At 68.4% G+C, this 24,875-nt stretch carries 23 protein-coding genes; 11 read left to right on the top strand and 12 right to left on the bottom strand.

The window, feature by feature from the left end; genetic code table 11:
- The 7 genes from KPL78_RS06630 (at window position 1) to greB (ending at window position 5,022) form a co-directional block, all read left to right on the top strand.
- Window positions 1-873: a D-amino-acid transaminase gene (locus KPL78_RS06630; protein ID WP_219762124.1), complete on the top strand. Its 873-nt coding sequence runs from the start codon at window positions 1-3 to the stop codon at window positions 871-873.
- Entirely contained in the window at window positions 870-1,286 is a 417-nt protein-coding gene (locus tag KPL78_RS06635) for an ester cyclase (RefSeq protein WP_219762125.1), read from the top strand. Before KPL78_RS06630 ends, KPL78_RS06635 begins: the two co-directional genes overlap by 4 nt.
- Window positions 1,283-1,933: an HAD family hydrolase gene (locus KPL78_RS06640; protein WP_219762126.1), complete on the top strand. Its 651-nt coding sequence runs from the start codon at window positions 1,283-1,285 to the stop codon at window positions 1,931-1,933. The genes KPL78_RS06635 and KPL78_RS06640 overlap by 4 nt, the downstream gene beginning before the upstream one ends.
- Before the next feature lie 93 nt (window positions 1,934-2,026).
- The gene (gene hfq, locus KPL78_RS06645; protein WP_255568688.1) at window positions 2,027-2,368 is read left to right on the top strand and encodes an RNA chaperone Hfq; all 342 of its coding nucleotides are present in this window, start codon (window positions 2,027-2,029) and stop codon (window positions 2,366-2,368) included.
- Window positions 2,340-3,665 (top strand): GTPase HflX, encoded by a 1,326-nt coding sequence (gene hflX / locus KPL78_RS06650; RefSeq protein WP_369412655.1) that lies wholly within the window; start codon window positions 2,340-2,342, stop codon window positions 3,663-3,665. Before hfq ends, hflX begins: the two co-directional genes overlap by 29 nt.
- Complete coding sequence (locus KPL78_RS06655) at window positions 3,662-4,489, top strand: inositol monophosphatase family protein (RefSeq protein ID WP_219762127.1); 828 nt, start codon at window positions 3,662-3,664, stop codon at window positions 4,487-4,489. Before hflX ends, KPL78_RS06655 begins: the two co-directional genes overlap by 4 nt.
- A 59-nt stretch (window positions 4,490-4,548) precedes the next feature.
- Entirely contained in the window at window positions 4,549-5,022 is a 474-nt protein-coding gene (gene greB, locus KPL78_RS06660; protein ID WP_219762537.1) for a transcription elongation factor GreB, read from the top strand.
- 106 nt (window positions 5,023-5,128) lie between these two features.
- Here greB and KPL78_RS06665 read toward each other — a convergent pair whose 3' ends face one another.
- The 3 genes from KPL78_RS06665 to KPL78_RS06675 all read right to left on the bottom strand — a co-directional run bounded on the left by KPL78_RS06665 (window position 5,129) and on the right by KPL78_RS06675 (window position 8,687).
- Window positions 5,129-6,085, bottom strand: a complete 957-nt coding sequence (locus KPL78_RS06665) for a glycosyltransferase (RefSeq protein ID WP_219762128.1) — start codon at window positions 6,083-6,085, stop codon at window positions 5,129-5,131.
- Between the two features lie 65 nt (window positions 6,086-6,150).
- Window positions 6,151-7,155: a glycosyltransferase family 2 protein gene (locus KPL78_RS06670; RefSeq protein WP_219762129.1), complete on the bottom strand. Its 1,005-nt coding sequence runs from the start codon at window positions 7,153-7,155 to the stop codon at window positions 6,151-6,153.
- Window positions 7,152-8,687, bottom strand: coding sequence for an oligosaccharide flippase family protein (locus KPL78_RS06675; RefSeq protein ID WP_219762130.1), 1,536 nt, complete (start codon window positions 8,685-8,687; stop codon window positions 7,152-7,154). Before KPL78_RS06675 ends, KPL78_RS06670 begins: the two co-directional genes overlap by 4 nt.
- Here KPL78_RS06675 and KPL78_RS06680 point away from each other — a divergent pair.
- Window positions 8,627-10,630, top strand: coding sequence for a glycosyltransferase family 4 protein (locus KPL78_RS06680; protein ID WP_219762131.1), 2,004 nt, complete (start codon window positions 8,627-8,629; stop codon window positions 10,628-10,630). The genes KPL78_RS06675 and KPL78_RS06680 overlap by 61 nt on opposite strands.
- Window positions 10,627-11,613, top strand: a complete 987-nt coding sequence (locus tag KPL78_RS06685) for a glycosyltransferase family 2 protein (RefSeq protein WP_219762132.1) — start codon at window positions 10,627-10,629, stop codon at window positions 11,611-11,613. Before KPL78_RS06680 ends, KPL78_RS06685 begins: the two co-directional genes overlap by 4 nt.
- A 134-nt stretch (window positions 11,614-11,747) precedes the next feature.
- On the opposite strand, the gene KPL78_RS06690 is transcribed toward KPL78_RS06685, so the two are convergent.
- The 9 genes from KPL78_RS06690 to KPL78_RS06730 form a co-directional block, all read right to left on the bottom strand.
- On the bottom strand, window positions 11,748-12,716 hold the full coding sequence (locus KPL78_RS06690; RefSeq protein ID WP_369412657.1) for a glycosyltransferase family 4 protein: 969 nt from the start codon (window positions 12,714-12,716) through the stop codon (window positions 11,748-11,750).
- 445 nt (window positions 12,717-13,161) lie between these two features.
- Window positions 13,162-14,415: a TIGR03087 family PEP-CTERM/XrtA system glycosyltransferase gene (locus KPL78_RS06695; RefSeq protein ID WP_219762134.1), complete on the bottom strand. Its 1,254-nt coding sequence runs from the start codon at window positions 14,413-14,415 to the stop codon at window positions 13,162-13,164.
- A 43-nt stretch (window positions 14,416-14,458) separates the two neighbouring features.
- Complete coding sequence (locus KPL78_RS06700) at window positions 14,459-15,502, bottom strand: FemAB family XrtA/PEP-CTERM system-associated protein (RefSeq protein WP_219762135.1); 1,044 nt, start codon at window positions 15,500-15,502, stop codon at window positions 14,459-14,461.
- Window positions 15,503-15,512: 10 nt separating this feature from the next.
- The gene (locus KPL78_RS06705) at window positions 15,513-16,385 is read right to left on the bottom strand and encodes an XrtA system polysaccharide deacetylase (protein ID WP_219762136.1); all 873 of its coding nucleotides are present in this window, start codon (window positions 16,383-16,385) and stop codon (window positions 15,513-15,515) included.
- The gene (locus KPL78_RS06710) at window positions 16,382-17,368 is read right to left on the bottom strand and encodes an ExeA family protein (RefSeq protein ID WP_219762137.1); all 987 of its coding nucleotides are present in this window, start codon (window positions 17,366-17,368) and stop codon (window positions 16,382-16,384) included. Before KPL78_RS06710 ends, KPL78_RS06705 begins: the two co-directional genes overlap by 4 nt.
- An 8-nt stretch (window positions 17,369-17,376) precedes the next feature.
- Window positions 17,377-19,113, bottom strand: coding sequence for a TIGR03016 family PEP-CTERM system-associated outer membrane protein (locus KPL78_RS06715; protein ID WP_219762138.1), 1,737 nt, complete (start codon window positions 19,111-19,113; stop codon window positions 17,377-17,379).
- The gene (locus tag KPL78_RS06720) at window positions 19,100-20,050 is read right to left on the bottom strand and encodes a P-loop NTPase family protein (RefSeq protein ID WP_219762139.1); all 951 of its coding nucleotides are present in this window, start codon (window positions 20,048-20,050) and stop codon (window positions 19,100-19,102) included. The genes KPL78_RS06715 and KPL78_RS06720 overlap by 14 nt, the downstream gene beginning before the upstream one ends.
- Window positions 20,047-21,522 (bottom strand): XrtA system polysaccharide chain length determinant, encoded by a 1,476-nt coding sequence (locus KPL78_RS06725; protein ID WP_219762140.1) that lies wholly within the window; start codon window positions 21,520-21,522, stop codon window positions 20,047-20,049. The genes KPL78_RS06720 and KPL78_RS06725 overlap by 4 nt, the downstream gene beginning before the upstream one ends.
- 3 nt (window positions 21,523-21,525) lie before the next feature.
- Window positions 21,526-22,161, bottom strand: a complete 636-nt coding sequence (locus KPL78_RS06730; RefSeq protein ID WP_255568690.1) for an XrtA/PEP-CTERM system exopolysaccharide export protein — start codon at window positions 22,159-22,161, stop codon at window positions 21,526-21,528.
- Between the two features lie 491 nt (window positions 22,162-22,652).
- Here KPL78_RS06730 and KPL78_RS30640 point away from each other — a divergent pair, with 491 nt between their 5' ends.
- Both KPL78_RS30640 and KPL78_RS06740 read left to right on the top strand, forming a co-directional pair.
- Window positions 22,653-23,594, top strand: a complete 942-nt coding sequence (locus tag KPL78_RS30640) for a sugar transferase (protein WP_304621869.1) — start codon at window positions 22,653-22,655, stop codon at window positions 23,592-23,594.
- Between the two features lie 185 nt (window positions 23,595-23,779).
- Window positions 23,780-24,865, top strand: coding sequence for a glycosyltransferase (locus tag KPL78_RS06740; protein ID WP_408904478.1), 1,086 nt, complete (start codon window positions 23,780-23,782; stop codon window positions 24,863-24,865).
- Window positions 24,866-24,875: the final 10 nt, after the last annotated feature.

The following is a 24,875-nucleotide window of genomic DNA, read 5'->3' on the forward strand; positions in this document are numbered from 1 at the left end:
ATGTCGCGCATCGCCTATGTGAACGGCCGCTACCTGCCGCAGCCCGAGGCCGCGGTGAGCATCGAGGATCGCGGCTACCAGTTCGGCGACGGCATCTATGAGGTCGTCCATCTGCATGATGGCCGCTTCATCGACGAGGACCGCCATCTCGACCGGCTGGAGCGCTCGCTGCGCGAGATCCGCCTGCCCATGCCCATGTCGCGGGAGGCGCTGCGCCTGGTGCTGCGGGAGGTGGCGCGGCGCAACCGCGTTACCGAGGGGCTGCTCTACATGCAGGTGACGCGCGGTGTGGCGCGGCGCGACCATGCTTTCCCCAAGACCCCGGTGCCGCCCGCGCTGGTGGTCACGGTGAAGCGCATCGCGCCCTATCCGGCGAGCGTCGATCGCTGGGGCGGGACGGCGATCACCCATCCCGACCTGCGCTGGGCTCGCTGCGACATCAAGACCATCAACCTGCTGCCCAATTGCCTCGCCCGCCAGGCGGCGCGCGAGCAGGGCGCGACCGAGGCCATCCTGTTCGATCCGGCGACCGGCATGGTGACGGAAGGGGCCGCGACGTCCTTCTGGATCGTGGACGAGGCGGGTGCGATCCGCGTCCCGGCGCTGGGCCACGAGATCCTGCCCGGCTGCACCCGTGCCGCGCTGCTGGAGGAACTCGCCATCGAAGGCATCGCGGTCGATGAGCGCGCCTATTCCGTCGAGGAGCTGCGCCGCGCGCGGGAAGCCTTCCTGACTTCGGCCACCTCCTTCGTGAAGCCGATCCTCGCCATTGACGGGCAGGCGGTCGGCGATGGCAGCGTCGGGCCGGTCGTGCGCCGCCTGTTCGAGATCTTCGCCCGCCATGTGCAGGGCGGGCTGAAGAACGTCGCGTGACGCCGGAGGAAGAAACCAACGCCGCCACGGTCCGCGCGTTCTATGCGGAGCTGTGGGAACGGGGCGACTTCACCCGCCTCTCGGCGCTGATGCATGAGGAGGTCGCCTTCCAGGGCACCTTCGGCCAGGTGATGCGCGGGCAGGACGCCTTCGCGGCCTATGTGCGCAGCGTGCGCCTCGCCTTCTCGACCTATCGCTGCGAGGTCCGCGACCTGCTGGCCCAGGATGCGCGCGTGGCGGCGCGGGTTGGCTTCTCGGGGCGGCATGATGTCGGACCGTTCCTCGATTTTCCGCCAAGCGGTCACGATCTCACCTGGGAAGGGGTGGGCTTCTTCACCCTCGACGGCGGGCGCATCCGGCATCTCTGGGTGATGGGGGACATGCTGGGGCTGCTGGGACAGTTGAAGGGATGACCTCGCCCCCGGCGATCCTGTGGGATTGGGACAACACGCTGGTCGATGGCTGGGCGGCGATACAGGCCGGGCTGAACGCCACCTTCCGCGCCTTCGCGATGCCGGAATGGGATCGGGCGACGGTGCTCGCGCGCGTGCGCGGATCGCTGCGAGATACCTTCCCGGGCATGTTCGGCGCCGAATGGGAACGCGCGCGGGACATCTTCTACGCCGAGGTGCGGGCCAGCCATCTTGCGGTGGTGAATCCCATGCCGGGGGCGACCGCGGCGATCGCGGCGGCTGCGCGCATCGCCCCGCAGGGCGTGGTGTCAAACAAGCAGGGGCCGCTATTGCGGGCCGAGGCAGAACATCTTGGCTGGGCGCCGCATTTCGGTGCCCTGATCGGCGCCGGCGATGCCGTGGCGGACAAGCCCGATCCCGCGCCGCTGTTCATGGCGCTCGATTCGATGGGCGTCCGGCCGGCGGCGGGCATCTGGTACGTTGGTGATACCGCCCTCGACATGCAGGCGGCGCGGCGTGCGGGATTCCGCGCCGTGCTGCTTGGCGATGCAGCGCATGACGGCGGAATCGCCACTGTGGCGCCTGATGTTCACTTCGCGGACGGCCATGCGCTGGCTGCGGCGCTGCTGGGCCTTGCCAAGGGCTGACGGGACAGCGAAAAGTGTCCCGCCGGCGGCCGGAAATGGTTTTCGCCGGTCCGCAGACCGGTCGGTGACCGGCAAGAAGAAGGACAGGTCCCAATGGCCGCCGAGAAGTCCCAGAACGTGCAGGACGTGTTCCTGAATCACGTTCGCAAATCGAAGACCCCCGTGACGATCTTCCTCGTCAATGGCGTGAAGCTGCAGGGGATCATCACCTGGTTCGACAATTTCTCGGTGCTGCTGCGCCGGGATGGTCACACCCAGCTTGTTTACAAGCACGCGATCAGCACTGTGATGCCCGGTGCGCCGATCATGTTGTTCGACGCCACGGCGCAGGCGGGTGCGCAGGGAGCGCCGGCGCCGGCCGGCTCCACGGTCGCGCCGTCGGAGACCCGCATGACCCTGACGCGCAGTGAGGTGCCCCCTGGCGGCGGCGAATGACGCCAGCGGCGGCCAGCCGATCCGCGCCGCTGTCATCCTGCCTTTCGAGAAGCCGAGCCGCGTCGCCATAGGCGATGCGGGTGGCCAGCGTGCGGCTGAGGCCCGTCTTGCGGAAGCGGTGGGCCTCGCCGCCTCGATCGGCGTGACCATCGTCCATTCCGCGGTGCATCCGCTGCGCGAGAGGCGACCGGCGACGCTGCTCGGCGAGGGCCAGGTCGAGATGACCGGGCGCGCGCTGAAGGAACAGGAGGTCGGCCTCGTCGTCGTCGATGCGGCGCTGACGCCGGTGCAGCAGCGCAACCTTGAACGCGCCTGGGGCTGCAAGGTCATCGACCGCACCGGCCTCATCCTCGAGATCTTTGGCGAGCGGGCGCGGACCAAGGAAGGCGCGCTGCAGGTCGAACTCGCCCATCTGGAGTACCAGCGCACACGGCTGGTGCGGTCCTGGACCCACTTGGAGCGTCAGCGCGGCGGCTTCGGCTTCCTCGGCGGCCCGGGTGAATCGCAGATCGAGATCGACCGCCGCCTGATCGGCGACCGCATCGTGAAGCTGAAGAAGGAACTGGATCAGGTCCGCCGGACCCGCGGCCTGCACCGCAAGGCGCGGGAGCGGGTGCCGTTCCCGGTCGTCGCCCTGGTCGGCTATACCAATGCCGGCAAATCCACGCTGTTCAATGCGCTGACCGGCGCGGGGGTCTACGCGCAGGACCAGTTGTTCGCGACGCTCGATCCCACCATGCGGGCGATCCGGCTGCCCTCGGGACGGACCTGCATCCTGTCGGATACGGTGGGCTTCATCTCCGACCTGCCGACGCAGCTCGTCGAGGCCTTCCGCGCGACGCTCGAAGAGGTCGCCGCGGCCGACATCATCCTCCATGTCCGCGACATCGCGCATCCGGACAGCGCCGCCCAGCGCGCCGACGTGCTCGGCGTCATGGAGGAGATGGCGGAGGACGGCACGCTGGAAGAAGGCTGGCAGGACCGCCTCGTCGAGGTGCTGAACAAGGCCGACCTGCTCGGCGGCATCGAGGCCGTCTCCCGCCGTGCCCCCGGCGCCGTGCCGGTCTCGGCACTGACGGGGGAGGGGCTGGAGGAGCTTCGCCGGGCCATCGACACCCGGCTTTCCGCCGGGATGGAGACCATCGAGGTGACGGTGCCGACGAGCGACGGTGCCAGCCTCGCCTGGCTCTACCAGCATGGCGAGGTGCTGGACCGGCGCGACGGCGATGAGGTCATCCGCCTGACCGTCCGCCTCGCGCCGGCCGACCGCGCCCGTTTCGAGGATCGCACCGGATGATCACCGCCGTTCGTGCCGCCGAGGTCGCCGCCCTGCTGCGGCGCGCCTCCCGCGCCGAGATCCTGCCGCGCTTCCGCAAGCTGGCGCAGGGGGAGGTGCGGGCCAAGTCGGGTCCGCTCGACCTCGTCACCGATGCCGATGAGGGCGCGGAGCGGATCATCGAGGCCGGGCTGAGGCGCCTGTTTCCTGGCTGTGTCGTGGTCGGCGAGGAAGCGGCCGCGGCAGACGGGTCAGTACTCGACCGGCTGCGCGATGCCGAGCTGGCCTTCGTGGTGGACCCGGTGGACGGCACCGCCAATTTCGCCGCGGGCCTGCCGCTGTTCGGCTGCATGGCCGCGGCGGTGGTGAAGGGGGAAGTCGCGGCAGGTTGGATCCATGACCCGCTCGGCGACGACACTGCCATTGCATTGCGTGGAGAGGGGGCCTGGATCGCCGATGCGGATGGGCGCGCCACCACCGATCTGCGCGTCGGCGGCGCGGCGCCCCTCGATCGCATGCTGGCAGCGATTTCCTGGACCTACCTGCCGCAGAACCTGAAGGGGCAGGTGACGGCGCGCTTCCCGCTGTTTGCCGGGGTGGTGAGCTATCGCTGCGCCGCCCATGAATACCGCTGGGTCGCGGGCGGGTATGGCCAAGTGCTGTTCTACAATCGGCTGATGCCCTGGGACCACCTGCCGGGCTGGCTGTTGCACCGGGAGGCCGGCGGCTATTCCGCCCGCTTCGACGGCAGCGACTACCTGCCGACGCATCGCGAGGGCGGGCTGATCTGCGCGCCAGACCGCGAGTCCTGGGACGCGGTGCGCCACGCCCTGCTCGACCCGTGAGCGACGATGAGGATGGGGAGGATGGCCCGCCCGGCCTGCCCCCCGGCACGCCCTTCTACATGACGCCTGCGGGCGCTGAGGCCCTGCGGGAGGAGCTGCGCGCCCTGTGGGAGGATGAGCGGCCCAAGGTGGTGGACATCGTCTCCTGGGCGGCCTCGCTGGGCGACCGTTCGGAGAATGCCGATTACCAGTACGGCAAGCGGCGCCTGCGGCAGATCGACGGGCGGGTGCGGTTCCTGCGCAAGCGGCTGGATCGCGTGCAGGTGGTCGATCCGGCGGCGCAGGCGAAGCGCGACCAGGTCTTCTTCGGCGCGACCGTGACCTATGCCCGCATGTCCGACGATGCGGAGGTGACGATCCGAATCGTTGGCGTGGACGAGGCCAATGCCGAATGCGGCGACGTGTCCTGGGTCGCGCCGGTGGCGCGGGCACTGCTCGGTGCCCGAGTGGGGGATCTGCGGCGCGTGCGGACCCCGGCTGGCTTGGAAGAGGTGGAAGTGGTGGCGGTCGTCTATCCGTCAGCAGGGACGTAGGACGGCCGCCTTCCATGCCTTGAGCCGAGCCGGGTTTGTTGGTTGCTCGTCGTTCGGAAGATGACGCCCGATGCCTGCGTCGAGCGTCGCGACGCTGGGACGCATGTCAGGGTGTCCCGGATCGTCTTGCCTCGTCGCGCCAGTACCGCAGTACCCCTTCGTGATGCGCGAGCGTCTTGAGCGCCTCGATCCAGCGGCTTGGCGGCGCCGTCATGCGCAGCCAGTGATAGGTCAGGAACAGGAGCGGCAGCCGCCGCCAGAGCCAGCGCGGCGCGCCGAAGAGAAATTGCGCGTCAAGCCGCCCCTCCATCTGCGCGGCCGTCGCGCCGACGGCCCGATGGTACTGGACAACATAGGGAATGGTTTGCCGCGAATGGCCGATGCGGTGGATGACGCGGCTCTGCGGCACCCAGCGGCCGGTGGCGCCGGTGGCAAAGATTGCCTTGATGACGAGCACTTCCTCCCCAAGCAGCGCGCGCCCCGGGGCGACCCCATAGGCAGGATCATAGGGGAAGCGGCGCTGCTCCTCGCTGCGGATCGCGTAGTTCGCGCCGTAGGGGAGCCGATCCTCGGCTATCGACAGCGGCAATGGGGCGTCGCCGAAATCCCGCTCGGCGAGCATGTGGGTCAGCGCGCCGCGGACTTCGGTGAACCAGGGCGGTGTCGGGGGATCGATCCGGGCCGTGATCCTGCCGCCGAAAACCGCTGCCTCCGGCCATGTGCGGAACGCCTCAAGATACGCGGAGAGCCAGTCGGGGTCGACCAGCACATCGTCGTCCGTCCACGCGATGTAGCGCCCGGCCGCGGCTCGGAGGCCGCAGTTCCGCGCATTCGAAAGGCCCGGCGTCGGCTCGGCAAGACGGCGGACGGGGATGCGGCCCTCGTGTTCGGCGATCACGGCGGGCGTCGCATCGGTGCTGCCATTGTCCACGATCAGGACTTCCCAGCGCGTGCCCTCGGGCAAAGTGAGCCGGCCGAGGGATTCGAGGGTCCCGCGCAGCGACTCTGCGCGATTCCTCGTGCAGATGATGACGCTCACATCGAGCGAGGAGGGGTCAGACATCCTCGTAATCCCCGCTGGTGTTGGGAATGGCCGGCGCCGTGGGCGCAGCGGTCGCGAAGGTGCCACTAGGCATCGCGCGATTGTCCGGCCGGTGGATCGCCGATCCGATGCCGCCGCGCAAGCATGCCCATCGCCTCACGCGCAGCACTGCCGAGTTGGAGGACCGCCTGTGGCCGCATCCTGGCATAGGCTGCCAACTCGCCGAGGCATCCGGGCTCGCGGTGGCGAAGCGCGGCGGCGAGCGAGAGCAGGAAGCTGCGGTCGAGGTGGCGCAGCCAAGACGCGTTGCGTCGGCGCTGATCCTCACGGAGCGGGACGTGCCGCGATACGTGCATGTGGAAGGCGGCGCTGTGGCGCAGTCGCATGAGATCGGGCCTCGTCCCCCATTCGCAGCCGGCGAAGATGTTCACCCCGCGCCCATAGGTGACGCAATCCTCGGCGGAGAAGAAGATCCGCCGTGCGCGCTGGGTTGCCTCGAGCCAGAACAGCGTGTCCTCGCCGGCGCGCCAATCCGGCTGGAAGCGCAGCCTTGGCATGCGCGCTACCCGGAAGGCGACCGTGGAGGTCCCGATGGGCGAGTTGTGGAGGATGAGGTCGGCGAGGTCGCCACGGAATTCCTGAACACCCGGCTGTCCGGCCTCGATCGCGGCAGCGCCCAGGAAGCCGGTCTCGGCGAAGCGCGTCGTCGCGGCGCCGAGTGGCGTGTGATCGGCAAAGTAGAAGTCGGCATCCTGGGCAAGCGCCGTCCGGATGTTTGCCAAATGGGCCGAGTGCCAGGCGTCGTCGGAATCGAGGAAGGCAACCGCCGCGACATCCGCGAGCCGGTCGAGGGCGTAGTTGCGCGCCGAACCAGGCCCGCCGTTGGTCTTGCGGTGCAGCACTACCTGTCCGGGACCGAGGCGGTCGCGCGCACGGGCGAGTTCGGGCTCCGGGTCCACCGGTGCGCCGTCATCGACCACATGCAGCGTCACCTGATCGAGTGACGACTGCGCAAGCACAGAGTCGATGCTCGCGGAAAGCACGCCGGCGCGCTTCTGGTAGAAGGGAATGATGACCGCGATCGAGGTCATGGGCGCCGGCTCCGATCGGTCCCATGGGCGCCGCTCGCCTCGCCGGGATTGCGCGAGGCCGCGATCAGGGCGCTCCAGCGGCGACGCAGAAGCTGCACCAGCATGGAGACTTCCGCCGCGATCGGGTGGCGCAGCGCGAATACGGCGCCGAGCCAAGCCCCCGCCAAGAGCGCGCCGTCGAGGATCAGTGCGGCCAGCGGACCGGGCCGCGGCAGGAATTCGGCGGCCATTGCCGGCAAGGCAATGGCGAGCACGGCCACCAGCGCCGAACGCCCGAAGGCATCGCGGAAGCCAGCAGATGTCAGGCGTACGGCCCGCTGCGTATGGAACAGCCAGACGGCGCCGTGCAATGCGCTGATGACGATACCAGCCATGGCGACGGCGACGATTCCGAGCGGCGCAGCCAGCAGCACGCCGGCCAACGCCAGGACCTGGTTGATCGCCTGGACACGTGCGGTAACCGCCACGCGGCCGGCGGCGATCAGCAGCGGGTTGGCGATCGGCTGCACGATCCAGAACAGGCCGCTGAAGGACATGATACGCAGCAGGATCGCCGCATCCACCCAGCGGGCGCCGAAAAGCACGACGATGATCCCCTCCGCGTGCAGCGCGACGAAGAGGAAGAACGGCCAACTGACGACGGAAAGATAGGACAGTCCGCGGGCGAGCGGGGCGGCCAGATCGATGCCGTCGCGCCGCATGGCCGACAGGACCGGCAGCATCAGGGGCTGCACTGCGTCCATGATGAGCCGCGAGAAGAGGCCGGTCACGCTCTGTGCGCGTGCCAGGAGGCCGATGTCCTGCAGGCTGACGAAGCGGCCGGTGATCAGCATCGCGATATTGGTGCTGAATTGCTGGAGCAGGGCCGAGAGCGCCACCAGCGCGCCAAAGCGGAATACGCGGCCCACGCCCGCGATCGAGAACGAGACGTAGTCGATCCGCGGGCGTTGCGCGATGGCGAACAACACGGTGACGAGCTGTCCCGCGACGCTTGCCGTGGCGAGCGCCATCGCATCCCAGCCCATGCCGGCGAGCAGAATCGACAGGCCCGCATTGGTGACGGTGCCGGCGAGATTGATCCGCAGCAGAGCGGCGAAATCCAACTCCCGCTGCAGCATCGCGAAGGCAGTCGAACCGAAGGGGACCAGCACGAAGCTGAGCAGCATGACATAGACGAGATTGCGCACCTCGGCGCCGTACCAGTCGCCGATCAGCGGACTGAGGGCGAGCATCAGCAATCCGAGCCCCCAGGCCATCGAGCAGGTGACGAACAGGGATGCGCGAAGGTCGGCCGGTTTGGGATCAGGATGCTGGATCAGGTAGTTGTTGATGCCCATGTCGCGAAGGGCGGTGGCGAACCCAACGATCGAAAAGGCGATCGCGAATGCACCGAACGCGTCGGGCGCGATGAGGCGCGCCACGATCATGCTGGTCCCGAACTGAATCGTGAAGGACAGGTACTTTTCTAGAAATGACAGTGCAAGCGATCTGCGGGTACTACTCATTTGTCCGCATCTCGTACGCTGACGCACGCGGCGAATTGCACATCAGGTCTCTAGTGGTGTATGATATATACATTTTCGGACAACATTTTAGATTCGAAAGGGCCTGTTTGTCAAATGTCTGCCGCGGGACAGCCAGACGAAGCATGCGCTCGGCAGGGGGCACCACTGTGGCGTCGGGGACGAGGATGATGCAGGCGCCGGAAGCCTCGACCACGCAGGCGATCGGGTGCCCTTGCGGCCGGCCCGGCTGTTCCGGCCCGGAGACCTCGGGCGGCTTCGGACCGGTGCTGCAGGGCCTGCGTGCTGACATGCAGGCGCGCACCGCGGGCCGTCGCGCACAGTACGATGACTTGGTGGCACAGGCTGCGAGCCTCGCTCGCTCGGGCGCTGATGAGGAGGCCGCGGTGACGGCGGCGATTGCCGCATGGGTGGCGAGCGCGGGCACCTTCGGTGCCTTCGCCAGCCAGGAGCTTGAGGAGGTTCTCACCGAGATCGGCCGCCGTGCCTGTGGCGAGGACATCGCGCCGGCTTGCGCCAAGCCTGGCCGGGAAGTCACCCATGTCTGTCATGTCCTGACCGGCGCCGTCGGGATAGGCGGCCACACCCGCATGCTGACGCGATGGATCGGGGCGGATTCCGGGCGGCGGCATTCCGTCGCGCTCACCCGCCAGGCCACCGTGCCGGTTCCCGACGGCCTGGTCGATGCGGTGAGGGCTGCGGGAGGCACCATCCGGTTCGTCGATGAGGTGCGCGGCGGCCTCATCGCCCAGGCGCGCGCGTTGCGGCGCTTCGTGGCCGCTGCTGACCTTGTCGTCCTCCACATTTATCCCTTCGACGTGGTCCCGAGCCTTGCCTTCGCGGCGCCCGGCGGCCCGCCGGTGGTCTTTCTCGACCATGCCGACCACACGTTCTGGCTGGGTCATCGGGCGACGACGACAATGGCCAGCATGCGGGAGGCGGGCAGGGGCATCATGATCCGGCGCCGTGGCGTCGATCCGGGCGCGATCGCCGCGCTGCCCACCATCCTTGATCCGCGCGAGCGCGCCCTGTCACGGGCAGCGGCGAAGGAGCGGCTCGGCATCGACCCGAACACCGTGTTGCTGTGCAGTGTGGCGCGCGCGCCGAAATTCGCCGGCATGGGCGCCTTCAACTATGCCGACCTCCATGTCCCGGCGCTGCGCCGGCACCCCAACGCGACCCTTCTGGTCGTCGGAGCCGGCGAGGCGCGTCCCGACTGGTCCGCCGCTGCGGCCGACGTGGGCGGACGGATCGTCGCACTGTCCGAGCGCACGGATGTCGCGACCTATTTCGAGGCAGCCGACATCTATGTCGACTCGTTTCCATTCGTCTCGATTACCTCCGCTCTCGAGGCCGGCAGCGTCGGCACGCCGGTGGTCAGCATCTTTCCCTATGGCGAATGCGCGCGCGTGCTCGGCAACAACATGGCCGGCATCGACGACGGGATCCTGCTGTGCCGCGATCCGGAGGCATACACCGCCACCCTGTCCCGGCTGATCACCGACGCCTCCAGCCGCGAGGCCCACGGCGAGCGCCTGCGCGAGGACATCCGCCGCCATCACACCGGCGCGGGCTGGCTTGCCGCGCTGGAAGCACTGTACGCCCGGGCCATGGCCGCGCCGAGGCCGCACTGGCCGGCCGCCGCGATTCCGCCACCCGGTGCCGAGGATCTCGACAACTGCCTGCAACTCATCGTCGGAGGGCGGGGCGAAGAGCGCTATGATCTGTCGAACCTGCTGCGCGGCGAACTCGGATTGCTCCCGCTGAAGGCTCGGCTGCGGCATTGGCGGCGGCTGCTGGGCAGCGGCCATCTCGCCGGGCGTGGCCGCTTCGGCCCGCTCGTCTTCCTGCTGCCCGAATGGATGAAGACGCGCCTTGGCCGGCTACGCCGCCGGCTCAAGGGCGATGCGGCCAAGCCGGCCGTGCAAGCGCCCCGGGCAGCGGCGCCATGAGCCACCGCATCAGCGTGGTGGTGCCCACCTACAACCGGGCCGGGCTGATCCGCGACACGCTGGAGACGATCCTTGGCCAGACGCGCCCTCCGGACGAGGTCATCGTGGTCGATGACGGCTCGACCGATGGCACCGCTGCGCTTCTCGCCGGCCTCGATCCACGGCTCCAGGTGATCGGGATCGCCAATTCGGGGGACCTCGCCGCACGGAATCACGGGCTGCGGACCGCGACGGGGGATCTTGTCGCCTTTTGCGACAGTGATGATCTGTGGCGGCCCGGATTTCTCGCCGCGATGGAGGCGCTGTGGCGCGCGGCACCGGGCATGCACGCGGCTTTTGCCAATTTTGTGCTCGTGCGGGATGGCGCCTGGGAGGAACGCGACAAATTCGCCGATGCCCCCCCGGGCTACTGGGATGGGTTGCGCAGCGTGGGGCCCGGATTTGGTATCGTCGAGACGTCCCTGGTCGACAGGCTGATCGACTTCCAGCCGCTCTTTCCGTCGTGCAGCGTGTTCGATCGCGCCTGGTTTCTGGGGCTTGGCGGGTGGGACACCTCTGTTGGCCGCACGGTTGGAACAGATTTTGCGACTGCGCTGCTGATCGCGGAGCATCCGCCCATCGGGATCGTTCAGGCGCCCCTGGTCGGCATCCGGAAGCATGGCGGCAACTACTCGGGGAACACCCGGAAGATGAACCTGGGGGATGCCGCCATCCTCGAGATGATGCTCGACCGGCGGCCGTCGCTCGCACGGTTCGAGCCAAGGATACGGGCAAGCATCAAGCAGCGGCGCGTCGCGGCGCTGGACGCGGCCTTCGCCGATCGCGACTTCCGTGCTGTCGCCGACATCGCCGCGCTGCTGCCGGCGGGCGCCCTCGACGGCCGACGGCGGATCAAGCGTCTCGTGGCAAATCTTCCGCCGCCGGCGGGCAAGGCGCTGGCCGCGCTGCTGCTGCGCTTTGGATCGGCACGGGCGAAACCCTGACGGGTCTCATACCGCCGAACCTTGCTGATGACCTCGTCATCGGCAAGGCGAACGGTATGGCGCGCGGGGTTGGTGGCGGCCGCGCGCAAAACCACAAGGCTCTGATACCGAGTCAGCCGAAAGGCTGGCCGGTATCAGTGACGGTGGCGTTCGGGCTTCCGGCACAGATCGAGGAATGTCCGGGCCTTGAGGCGCCAATCGGCGGCGGCGGCAACCTTGGCCCCTCCCGTCCGCAGGCGATCGCGCAGCACCGCATCCTCGCGCAACCGACGCATGGCCGCCGCCACCGCCGCGACGGAATGGCCGTCGACGACCAGGCCATTGACGCCGTCCTGCACCGCCTCGGGGCTGCCGCCATCCTGGCCGGCGATCACCGGGAGCCCGCAGGCGTTCGCCTCCAGGAAGACGAGGCCGAACCCCTCCGTGTCGCCATTGGGCATGGCACGGTTCGGCATGACGAAAACATCGCCCAGGCGATAATGATCAGCGAGTTCCGCAGGCGCGACGGCACCCGCGAACCTCACCGCATCGGCGACCCCGCAGCTTTCGGCCAGCGCGCGGAGTTGTGGTTCGAAAGGCCCGGTACCGACCACGAGCAGCCGACAGTCGGTCGGCAGCTCCGCGAGTGCGCGGATTGTCTGGTCCACTCCCTTCTTTTCCAGCAATCGGCAGACCGTCACGAACGTAAACCCATGGCGCAGCCCGTACCGGTCCTGCAGATCGGTGCGCCGCGGTCCCGGCTGGAACCGCTCCAGGTCGACGCCGTTCGGGATGGTGGCGATGCGAAGCGCAGCTTCAGGCCCCAGCAGCGCGGCCGCCGCCTCGGCGGTGAAGCGACTGACGACGACAATGCTGTCGGCGTCCAGCATTGCGGCGCGCGCGCGACGATGGCCGGGATCCCAAGGATCGTCGGTGGTCAACTCCTCGCCATGGACATAGACGACGACCCGTAGGCCGGGGATCCTGCGCAGGCAGGCGATGATCCAGCCGCTGGCCAGCAATTCGCCGATGCATACGGTCGTGATGCGCGACGCCAGGATCACCCCAAGCAGGCGGGACAAGATCGCCATCCGCAACGCCAGATCCGCAAGCCGCGCCTTCACGCGCGCCAGGCCGAACGGCGGCGGGCCATGCCACAGGCAGCTTCGCAGAAGCGGCAGGCGGAGGATCTTGTAGGGCGCGGCGGCGTCGTGTTCCCGCCACCCGGCAAGTTCCTGGCCGTTGGCATAGTTCAGCCGAGGTGCCAGGACCATGATGGTGTCGGCGGCGTGGCGTGCGAGGCTGTCGTAGACCACGGCGGACCCGCCACGGACCGGCGGAAAGTTGCTGGCCACGAGAAGCACCCGCCCCGACCCGGTCGGCACGGTGTCCGATGCGGCGGGGTTCACCGGCATCTCTCTCGCATCCCGCTCGGCAATGTGGCCGGGTCGATACCGACAGGCGCGGACGGAATGGCCGGGGTGTCGCGGCGGCGATGCCGTTCCTGCCCGGCTCGGAGACCGGACAGTCCGGCCTCGGCACAATCGCCGCGACGTCCGCCGCCAGCCGTCATCCGATCGTCTCAGGCGCGGCGGTCTCCGTCAGCGCGTTCGCCAGAACGCGGTCGAACCGCGCAAGAGTGCCGGCCCAGGCATAGGCGGCCTCGACCGCTCGACGGCCCGCCGCGCCAAGATCGGGATGCTCGCCGGACAGCACCTCTATGACGAGGCGAGCGATGGTCGCGGCGTCGCCGCCAGTCAGCAGGTCCCGGCCTGGGCGTGCGCGCACGCCGGCCGCCGCTTCGCTGGAGGCGATGACCGGGCGGCCCATCGCCATGCCCTCGATCACCTTGTTCTGAATCCCGCGCGCGATGCGCAGCGGCGCGACCACCGCCGCGGCATGGGCGACATAAGGTCGCACATCCGGCACCCGGCCGGTCACCTCGACGCCCGGGCGACGCGCGAGCGCCTGGACCTCGGGACCGGGACCGGCACCCACGATGTGGAATTGCGCCGTGGGATGGCGCTGCTGCACGGTGGGAAGGATATCGGTGGCGAACCAGACGACGGCATCCGCATTCGGCCGGTAGTCCATATTGCCGGTGAAGACGATGTGGGGCCCCGGCGTGGGGAAAGGCGTCTCGAAATGCTGCGCGGGAGAGAAGGTGTCGAGGTCGACGCCATTCTCGATCCAGGTCACGCGGCCGCCGCATTCGGGCGCGAGTTCCAGGAAACGGCTCACCTCCGGTTCCGAGACCAGCAGCGTCTGGCGGGATGCGGCAGCGGCTGAGCGCTCATAGGCCAACAAGGTGCGGCCCTCGCGCGCCCAGACGGAGCGCATCGGCCAGGAGGAACGGCGCGCATAGTCCCGCCACTTCTCGGAATCGACATCCACCATGTCGAGGATCGTGTCCGGATGCACGACGCGCTCGACATAGGGCATCATCGCCGTCGAGTAGACGTAGAGAATATCCATCTCAACACGCGCAATCGCCGCATCGACCCATCGCTGCAGCCCCTCATGCCGATAATAGTCGAGCATGAGCGGCCGGCCCGGCCGCACGTGGAGCAGCGCACGCAGCTTCTGGCGGCGCTTGTCGATCGGGAACACCGCGAGATCGGTGCAGTATTGCCGGAGGGTTTCCTCATGCGCGCGATCCGCAGGGTCGTCGGACAGGCAGCCGAGATGGACCTGCCAGGTCTTCGACAGGTGGCGGATCAGGTTGAAGGCGCGGATCTTCTCCCCGCGATTCGGCGGGTAGGGAAACCGGTGGCTGAGGAAGAGCAGGTTGCGCAAAGCCGTCACCGCCCGGGGGAGGGGCAAGCCAGCCAGGCCGCTCGGCGCGGCGCGGCGACGCGCGCGCGCATCAGCCGAGCCCGCGCACGAGGAAGGGGCCGACCGCATTCGCGACCGGCAGAGGCAGGCGTTTCCAGGCGGCAATCACAAGACGGTATTTCGGGTTGTTCGGGTTGTTGTCCGGCACCTGCGCACCCGCCGCGAGGCGGTAGCAATAGTGCAGTTCCTCGGGCACGAAGCCCCAGTTTTTCTTGAAGGCAAAGGCGCCGGTGTCGATCTTGCTGCGCCCGAAATCGAACAGCGTCGCGCCGCGTTCCGCTCCGGCGCGGCGCATCACCTCCCAGTACATCAGGTCGCTCGCGGCAAGGCCGCGCGCGTCCCGCGTGCCGCCGCCGTAATACGGCAGCACCTCCTCGCGGAAATGGAAGTTCAGCACGGCGGAGACCGGCCGGCCTTCGTGCAGCACCGTCGTGACATCATGCGCCTCGGGGAAGGCGGCGGCGAGCAGCCGGAAATAGCGTCGTGGAAAGACTGGCGAGCCAAGGTTGCGGACGCTCTCGGCGTAGATGCGGTGCAGGCCGTCGACGTCGCCGTTGGTCACGGTGGTGAGCCCGCGCTTGATCGCCTTGCGCACCTCGGCGCGCTGCTTGCGAGGGATGTTGCGCTCCATGTCGCGCGCATCGTCGCCGGTGATGGCGAAGGACTTGCGGAAGGTGAAGTAGAGCGGCGGGCGCGCCTGCCAGCCGGGATCGGGCGCCTCGCGCCGGCGGAATTCCAGGCAGGGCGCGCCGAGCTGGCGCTGCAGGCCGCGCGCATGGTCCTCGAGCGCCGCCGCTGCCTCCTCGGTCGCGGCGACAGATCCGCCGTAGACGCAGAAGGGGGTCGAGGCGAGCACGTCGCCGAACAGCCGCGTGCGCATGCGCGCAAGCGGCAGCACGCCGACCACCGCCCCATCCTGTTCGGCGAAGGCATAATGCGTTGTGTGGCGGAATGCCCCTTCGATCACCCCGGCCCAGGGGCTGAGATGGAAGAAAGTCGCCTCCGGCCGTGCCTGGACGAAGGCGTCCCAAGCCGCGGCATGGCGCGGTTCCAGAGTATGGATGCGGACGGACATGCCGGCTCCTTCAGGCCGCGGCAACCGCGGGCGCTGGCGCTGGCGGCGTGGTGAGGCCGAAGACCTCGTCCATCCGGCCCCAGGAGAAGTCGCGCAGCAGGCGCGCGATGCGCGTCTCCATCGAGGATTGGCGCGCGTAGTGGCGGAAGCGGGATCGCGCCGGAGCGTCGGCGAGGTGCGGCTGGCCCGGGTCCATCTCCCAGGGATGGAAGTAGAAGATGCCGGGGTTCGTCTCGGCCGCATTCACCCGCCGCAGCGCGGTGCGGAACAGCGGGTAGGGCATCAGGCGGAACCAGCCGCCGCCAGCGCAGGGCAGGTTGCGCTGCAGCACGCGCAGCGTGGTCATCGGCAGTTCAGGCACGCCATCAGGGTCCGGGAGATGCGGTCCGCGCGGCGCATCCGGACTGCCGTAGAGGTCATGGCCGACCGGGAAGACCGAGCTGCTGTAGCCATGCCCCTCCTCGGCCAGGACGCGGTGCGCCCAGGGCGTGATCGTCGCTCCGATGGAGAAGGTAGGGGCGCGGTAGCCGCGCACCTGACTGCCCGCGATGTCCTCGATCGTGCCCTTCGCGCGGCGGATGTCCTCGCGGAAGCGCTGCTCGCCGATGGCGTGGACCTGTTCGTGGCCGTAGCCATGGCTTGCCACCTCATGGCCGCTGGCAGCGATGCGCCGCACCAGGTCGGGATGCCGCTCAGCGACGCAGCCGAGGATGAAGAAGGTTGCCCGCACCCCCGCTTCCGCGAAGCGGGCAAGGATGCGGTCGGTGCTCGCCTCGACGCGCGTTTCGCATTTGGCCCAGCAGGCGCGTGGAATCACCTCGGCAAAGGCCTGGACCTGGAACCATTCCTCCACGTCCACGGTCATGGCGTTGCGCGCGGTCATGACTGCGCGCGCTCCGGCATGGTGTTGTCCATCAGCGCCTGGATGCGGCGGAAGACGCGTTCGCGGCCCGCCGAGACACGCTCGAGATTGGTGATGCGGTCGGCAAGATCGCGGATCGCCGCCTCGAGCCCAAGCACCTCGGGCGGCGGCTCGGCCTCGGAGACGATCTCGCTGAGGTCCTGCTCGAGTTCCATCGCCGTCGCCTCGGCAAGCTCCGCCGTCAGCACCGTGCATTGCTCCAGCGAGCCCGAGAGCAGGATGCGCGAGCAGAGCCTGTTGATGCGGCGCGGGATGCCGGCGGTGTTGTGGAACACGGCATCAAGGGCGGCATCGTCCCAGGTGGGATGGCCGGTCCATCCCACCGCAGCCATGCGGTGGCGGATATAGGCATGGGTCTCCTCGCGCGTCAGGCCGCCGAGGTGATAGGCGGCGAGGACGCGCTGGCGGAGCTGGTCGAGATCCTGGCGCGCGAGCGTCCGCCGGAGCTGCGGCTGCCCCATCAGGATCACCTGCATCAGCGCGCGGCTCCCCTCGGTGACGTTGGAGAGCATGCGCAGTTCCTCCAGCGCCGGGACCGGCAGGGCCTGCGCCTCGTCCACGATCAGCACATGGTGCAGGCCGCGTTCCGAGATGCCGTCCCACAGCTTCGCGACGATGGAGCGCAGGATCTCCGCCTTGTTCCCGCTGGCCGGGGCGCCGAAGGCGACGGCGACCAGGCGCAGCAGATCCTCGGGCTGCACCTGCGTCGTCATGACGCGCGCGATGGCGTGGCCCCGCGGCACGATTTCCGCGCATAGCCGCTCGATGAGGGTGGTCTTGCCTGCGCCGACCTCGCCGGTGACGACGATGAAGCCCTCGCGTTGCGACAGGCCGTAGAGCAGATGCGCATAGGCGCGGTTGTGCACGGTGCTCGGGAAGAACAGCCGTGCGTCGGGCGTCATCTGGAAGGGTGGCTCGCGGAAGCCGTAGGTATCGAGATTCATGGCGGAGCCTAGAAGGTTCGACGCAGCCCAGCGCGTATGACGCCCTGGCTGTAGCCGAGGTCGCTCTGTGACGGGTAGGTCTCCCGCACCCAGGCAACCTGTGCGCTGGCAATGAGATTCTCGCTCAGGCGGTGCGTCAGGATCAATCTCGCAGCATAGACGTTTCCCTCGTCGGATGAGACCTGGTTCTTCGCGATCCGGCCGTATTGGACCGACACCGCGGTGGTGGTCCGGGCTGTCAGCTCGTGGCCCCAGCTGAAGGTGGCGTAGCCGCCGCGCTGCGGCGAACTGGGTTCGCCCGGTGCCGAGGAGATCGGCTCGCCATCCTGCCAGGTGCCCGAGAGGGTGAAGACGTCGCGCGGCCATTGATGCTGGATGGATGCCGTGCCGGTGCGCAGGCGATAGAGCGTCGTGGACACCCCGAGGAAGGAGTTGATGAGGATGACCGGGGCGCCGCTCTGGCTGTCGACGGGGTTGCCGAGCGCATCGAAGGTCGTCGTGCTGAGGAGATCCTGAGTCTGGCTAAGCGCGGTCGAGAGGGCCTCGCTGTAGGTGGCGTAGAGGTTCGTGCGAACGCCGAGCGCGACACCGACATTGAGCGACAGCGAATTGAACCCCTCGTGCCGGCCGTAGCGGATGACGGCGATGGAATCCGGGCCAGGTGTCAGGCGTGCGCCGACCGACCAGGTCGCGCCGTCGATCGTACCCGGGTTGGTGCCGCCATATTCGATGCTCTCGTACCCGACCTCCCCCAGCAGGGCGACGGTGGGCAGGATCGAGTAGCGCGCCTCGACCGACGAGATGAAGCGATGGGCGTTATCATAGACGCCGGTGCCGACGAACATCGTGCCGTCGACGCGTGCCTGCAGCGCGAGGCGTCCAAGGTCCTCGCCGCTCCGCAGCACGGCGAAGCCGCGATGCCCGCTATAGGATTGCGGCTCGAAACCTGTCCCGCTGGCCTGTCCGTTCGCCCAATCCTGTTCGGAGTACAGGTAGGAATAGCCGAGCTGGCCCGTCGCCGCGCTGCCGAAGCGATGGACGAGGAACGGCGTGATTTGCGCGCTGAAGGTCTGGGTCGCGCCCTGGCTGCTGATCACCTGGCCGCTGCCGGGAATGAAGCCGCCGGTCTGCGGGACAACGCTCGCCGCACCGCGGATGTCCACATAGAAGAGCCCCGGAACGACCGCTGCCAGCAACTGCCCGCTGCCGATCTGGTAGAGGGCGTTCTGGCTGGTGTAGGTGCTGTAGAGGTTGAGGCTCGGCGCATAGGACAGCGCGCCGACCAGGCGCGTTGTGCCCACCACCGCCGAGACGCTCGGCGTGATGGTCGTGAAGATGTCGCTGCGCGCGTCATGGCGCGTCTGGAAGACATTGTTGGTGCCAGCCACGTCCACCGCGATGGCCGCCCCGAGCGCGTAGGGGCGGCTGCCGAGGGCGAGCGGTTGCTGGGCAATGCCGAGTTGGCCGATTTCGCCGGGCGACATGATGTAACTGCGCGGCCCGGTCGCATCGAGATAATCCGGCGTGCGCGGCACGCTACGATCAGCCAGCGAGCCCAGAGCCGGCGACGTCAGGGCAACGGTCGCGGCGGGAGCCGCAGGATCGGCGCTGGCCGGCGCAGTGGCCGCCGCCGGCGTCGCTCCGGAGGCGCCGACGGCGCCGCCCGCCGTCTGCGCCATCGCAGGCGTGCCGAGCAGCAAAGCCGCCCCGAACCCGGTGATGCACTTCACCTCAACTCTGAGCACGATCCGCCGTTCCATCGGGGCTCGCCATGCGCTCGCTGAAGCTGTCACTGACCGTCAGCATGACCCGGTTGAGGAGGAGGGAGATGTTCGGGCAGGCATCGACGATGTCGAGCGCTGCCTCGACCTCGGCGCGCTGCGTCCGTTCGGCCTGCACGACCATCAGCACCTGGCCTGCGATGGCGGCGAGGAGCCCGGGGATGCTTGTCTCGAGACAGGCCGGCGCATCGACCACGAAGACATGGCGCGGCAGCCGTGCCGCGAGCAGCGGGAGCCCGGCCGCGATGGCATCGCCCTTCACGGGCTCGCCAGATCCATGGGGCAGGATCGACAGGCCCGGCACCTCGGTCCCGACGAGCAGCGAGGTCGGGTCCCGCCCGGGCAGGCTGCGCAGTGCCTCCAGCCCGCCGAGGCCAGTCATCTCGAGGCGCTCGGTCATCGAACCAGCACGGCCATCGGCATCGACCAGAACGATCGGCCGCCCGGCGCCCTCGGCCATGCTTGCCGCCAGGTTGAGCGCGACGAAGGACTTGCCTTCCCCGGGGCGGGCGCTGGTCACGAGCACGATCCCCGCCTCGTGGCCGGGCCGCGCAGGCGAGGTGTCGATGGCGCGCAGTACCTGTTCGCGCACCAGGGCGATCTGTTCGCGCGACGTACCCGGACTGGGCCTGTCGCTCGCCAGCCCCAGGGCTTCGAGGCGGCGACGCGCGATCGGTGCCGGCGCGGCGTGTTCCGGCGGGGAGGCCATCGCGGGCCGCGTGAAGAGCTTATGCGCCTGGTCTGGCGAAGCACCATCAACGAGGAGAGCATCCAGGGACGTCGCTTCGCGGGCGACGACCGGGGCCTGCCGCACATTCCCGGCCTCGGCCAGGGCGGCCGACCGGGCTGCGTCGACGGCGCGTTCGGCAAGGTGCGGCCGGCGCGGTACGGTGTGGTTCATGCGGTGAACCTTGCAATCAGATTGTGCGGCCCAATCGCGACAACGAGGAAGACCAACGGCAGCGGGAGGAGGCACAGGATGAACAGGAGGAGATCGCCGACAGCGAGCCTCGGGGAAGCCGTTGTGAAGGCACCCAGCACGGGCAGCCCGATCTGCTGGAGTTCCCGCAGCGAATAGAAACTGGTGTCAAGCTGGATGCGCACGAATATGAGCGCTGCGCCCGCGCCGAGGGCAGCAAGCAGCACGGCGGCAGCGTAAAGCATGCGGTTCGGCCCGGAGGGCCGGATGGGAAGGGTAGGGGGATCCACAACCTCCAGCGTGACGCGATCCGAACCGGTCCGAGCGGCCTCGGCGATGTTCACGGCCTCGCGCCGCGCCAGCAATTCCTCGTAGTTCCGGCGGAGCACGTTGTAGTCGCGGTCGAGGTTCGCGAATTGCGCCTGCACCTCCGGCGCGTTGCGCGACATCTCCTCAAGGCGCTCGTTCTCGGATTCCGTGTCGCGGATCTGGCGCTCAAGCGAGGCGATCTGGGCCTCGGCTTCGACGTAGCGGACCAGGAGCTGCTCGCGCATCGGGTTGGCGCGCGGCGCCGCCTGCCCGCTCCCGGAGCGCGACGCGGTGGCGCGGGCCGCCGCGAGCGCGGCGCTCGCGGCAGCGACTTCCGGATGTTGCTCGGTGTAGCGCTGCCGCAGGATCAGCAGGCGTTGCTGGGCTTCCGCCACGGCGGCGCTGCTGGACGTGCCAGGCGTCTCTTCGGGCAACGCCGCAATCTGCCCGTGCAGCAGATCTCGCCGGCTGATCGCATCCGTCAGTTCTCCGCGCAGAGCCTCCTTCCGCCGCCGCAGGGATTCGAGGCGGGAGGCACTGCCATCAAGCGACAGAAGATCCTGGTAGCGCGTCGTGAACTCGGCCCGGCGCCGCTCCGCCTCCCGCAGTTGCTGCTCATAGACCTGCAACTGCTGCAGGAGGAAGGCGCGCGCGTTTTCCATCTGCCGCCGGTCCGAGACACTGGCGAGCTCGAAGAAGAGGTCGACGACCTTCTGCACGACATCCTGCGCGACTTCCGGGTCGCGGTCGCGATACTCGATGGTGAAGAGATTGCGGCCCTGCGTCGCGAATTTGAGGTTCGCGGTCAGCGTCCGGACGAGGCTTTCCGCGTCTTCGCCGGGCCCGCCACGGTGCGCGAGCTGCGAACGATTCACCAGCCGGTCGAGGTTCGGCCGACTCAGCAGGGTACGCTGGAGGACGTCGACCTGCGCCGCGGGGGAGCTGTCTATGGCGATGCCGCGCAACAGCATGCCGAGCACGGCGTCGGCATCCGCGTATATTCGCGCCGTGGAGGTGTAGCGATCCGGAATCATCCGGACGCCGGTCCAGCCGACCAGCGCGATGAGCCACACAACAGCCGCGGCCTGCCAGCGGAACCGCCATCCCGCCGCAATCCAGCGTCGCAGAAGATCGAGGGGACGCATGGATCAGAACCATCCCTGGGGGATGACCAGGGTATCGCCCGGTTGCATCCGGGCATCCTGGGTCATGTCGCCACCGCGCAGCAGGTCGTCCAGGCGAACCGGGATGGTATGGGAAGGCGTGCCGCTCGCGTTGCGCCGCACGATCTCTGCGCGGTTGCCGGCGGCATAGCGCGTGAGACCGCGCGCCTCGATGACCGCATCGAGCACGGTCATGCCTTCGCGGTAGGGCATGGACCGCGGCTGCGTCGCTTCACCGATGATCCGGATCTGCTGCGACGGTGCGCCGACGAAAGCGCGAACCATCACGGTGACGTTCGGTTCGATGACGTAGCGCCGGAGGCGAGTGGTGATATCGCTCGCGAGTTGGCTTGGCGTTTGACCCGCTGCGACGATGTCCGGCACGAGAGGCAGCGAAATGCGGCCGTCGGGCCGCACCGGGAGACCGTTGGTGCTGAGTTCGGGCGCCAGATAGACAAACACGTCAAGCGTATCGCCTGGCCCGATCACGTACTCCGGCGCAGCCGCCCCGGTATTGGGCGCGTCCGCAGCAGGTTGAACGGGTGCGGCCGTGCACGCGGCAGCCATGAGAGCGAGGGCTGTCGCAAGGCTATGCAGGACGCGGCGCATCTTCATCGACATTACCCTCCAGCAAGTCTGTCGCAGTCTACCCCGATGGGTCGGGGGCGGGTCGCCTGATCGATTGGAGCGGCCCGGAAGCAGTCTAGCTGGCTGGGGCAGCGTTACGCAACCAATACGTGATCTTATTGTGCGCGCGTATCTAATAATAGACGCGAGCGCTACAATCTATGATTGCACCCGAAATACCCCGGGGCACTTCTCATCAATGATGCACGCGAAACGTGTGCTTAAAAAAACTAGTTCAACACGGGCTTTCATCACGCATCACGAGGCCGTGATGACGAATTTTGGCCTTGATTGCGTTGGCGGAATGCCGTCCATTTGCGCCACCAACGGTCGTTCCATTATTGCGACAACTCTACAATAGACGGCGCAGGCCCCCCTTGCAGAAACGAACGATCACCCACCACCGCCGATTGAGATTCAAGGAATGCAACATGCTCCGTTCGAGGGATGAAGCTCGTCGAGCCGCGGATGTGGGAGAATACGGTATGCTGGTGCCGAAGGCGGGCGCGGTGATGCTCGTCGCGGCACTTCTGCCTGTCGTGCTGTCGGGAACCAGCAACGCCCCGCTCCTCGCCACGGTCATTGTGGCAATGGCACTCTACGTCATGCGGATGAGGCTCGCCCCGCAGGTCCTGGCCGTGAGCGGGACGGCCGCCGGCCTGCCGAACGCCCCTTTTCTGCGCCTGGCCATGGAAGGTCAGAGTTCCACCTATTCGGACGAGGCAGAACTGGGCAGGGGGCATGACCGCGGCACGCGATCCACCTCCCGAAACCGGCTCGAGCCCGAATATCTGCCGCGGGATTGGGTCTTCACAACGCGCGCCATGCGCCAGGGTCCCCTCGAACGGGCCCTGCATCGCGCTCTGGACATCGCCGCGAGCGTGGCCCTGCTGATCCTGACCCTGCCTCTGCTGCTTTTCGTTGCGATCGCGATCAAGATCGATTCGCCGGGCCCGATCTTCTACCGACAGGAGCGGGTCGGCCGTGAGCACCGGGTCTTCAGCATCCTGAAGTTCCGCAGCATGACGACCGATGCCGAGCGCTCCGGCTCCGCGCTCTGGGCCAGCGTGGGCGATGCCCGGGTGACGCGCGTCGGGCGTTTCATCCGCGCCCGTCGCATCGATGAGATCCCGCAGGTCATAAACATCCTGCGCGGCGAAATGAGCTTCGTCGGACCACGTCCGGAGCGTCCGGAATTCGTCGGAAAGCTGACGCAGTCGATCCCGCACTACGCCGATCGCGCAGTCGTTCGTCCCGGACTGACCGGCTGGGCGCAGGTGCGCTACCCCTACGGCGCCTCGGTCGAGGATGCGCGCAACAAGCTTGCCTTCGACCTGTGGTATATTCAGAAGCGCAGCATCGTCCTCGACCTTCGTATTGCCCTGGCGACCGTGCGCGTTGTCCTCGGCCAGATAGGTGCCCGGTGATTGGCCTCTCCCACCTCTCCGAGGTCGGAAGCCGCACCGGGGCGGCCGTATTGCCGTATCCTCGGCGTGTCACGCCGCCATCCATCCGGCTGCTGACCGTCACGACCCTCTATCCAAACGCCGCACAGCCGAACCATGGCGTTTTTGTCGAGAACCGGCTGCGGCACCTCGTTAGTGATGGTGTCGTGACGAGCACGATCGTGGCACCCGTGCCGTGGTTTCCGTCGCGCAACGCCCGATTCGACACCTGGGCGCGTTATGCCGCCGTGCCACGCGAGGAAGTGAGACACGGCCTGCGCCTCATGCACCCACGCTTTGCGGCTCTGCCGAGGCTGGGGATGTACAGCGGGCCGTGGATGCTTCTGCGGGCTTTCCGCTCGGCGCTGCGCCGCCTGCGCCGCGAAGGGGCGAAGTTCGACGCCATCGACGCCCACTACCTCTATCCCGATGGTGTTGCCGCGGCCTGGCTCGCGGAAGAAACCGGGCTGCCGCTCATCCTCACCGCCCGCGGATCGGATACCAGCCTGCTGCCGTCCTTCGCGCTCCCGCGCCGGCTGATCGGGGCGGCGTTGCGTCGGGCGGATGCTGTCATCGCCGTCAGCGCGGGGCTGGCGGAAGGACTGTTTGCGCTCGGCGCCGACCCTGCGAAGGTCACGGTGTTGCGCAACGGCGTCGATCTCACGACGTTCCAGCCGCCCGAGGACCGAGCGCGGCTACGGGCCAGCTTCGGCTTGTCCGGGCCTGCTCTCCTTTCGGTCGGCCACCTGATCGAGCGCAAGGGGCACAAGCACATCATCGCCGCCCTGCCGCATCTGCCGGGCATCAAGCTCCTGATTGCCGGGGAGGGACCGCAGCGGGGCGCGCTGACGGATCTCGCCGCACGGCTCGGCGTTGCCGAGCGCGTCGGGTTGCTCGGCGCGTTGCCGCATCAGGAACTCTCGCGGCTCTATGGCGCCGCCGACGCGCTGGTGCTCGCCTCGACGAGCGAAGGCTGGGCGAATGTCATGCTCGAGGCGATGGCGTGCGGAACGCCGGTCATCGCCGGGCCAGCGTGGGGAAGCCGCGAGGCCATTTCGGCTCCCGAAGCGGGCGTCGTCCTCGACGCGGTAACGCCGGAGACGATCGCCTCTGCCGCGAGCCAGCTCCTCGCGCATCCGCCATCCCGTGCTGCGACCCGCGCCTATGCCGAGCGCTTCGGGTGGGACGACACGACTCGTGGCCAGATCGAACTTTTCACGCGCGTCCTGGCGGCGCGGGCTGGGCAGGCATGACGGCGCTTTG

This window comes from Roseomonas alba (assembly GCF_019430885.1).
In the GTDB taxonomy this organism is placed as follows: domain Bacteria; phylum Pseudomonadota; class Alphaproteobacteria; order Acetobacterales; family Acetobacteraceae; genus Neoroseomonas; species Neoroseomonas alba.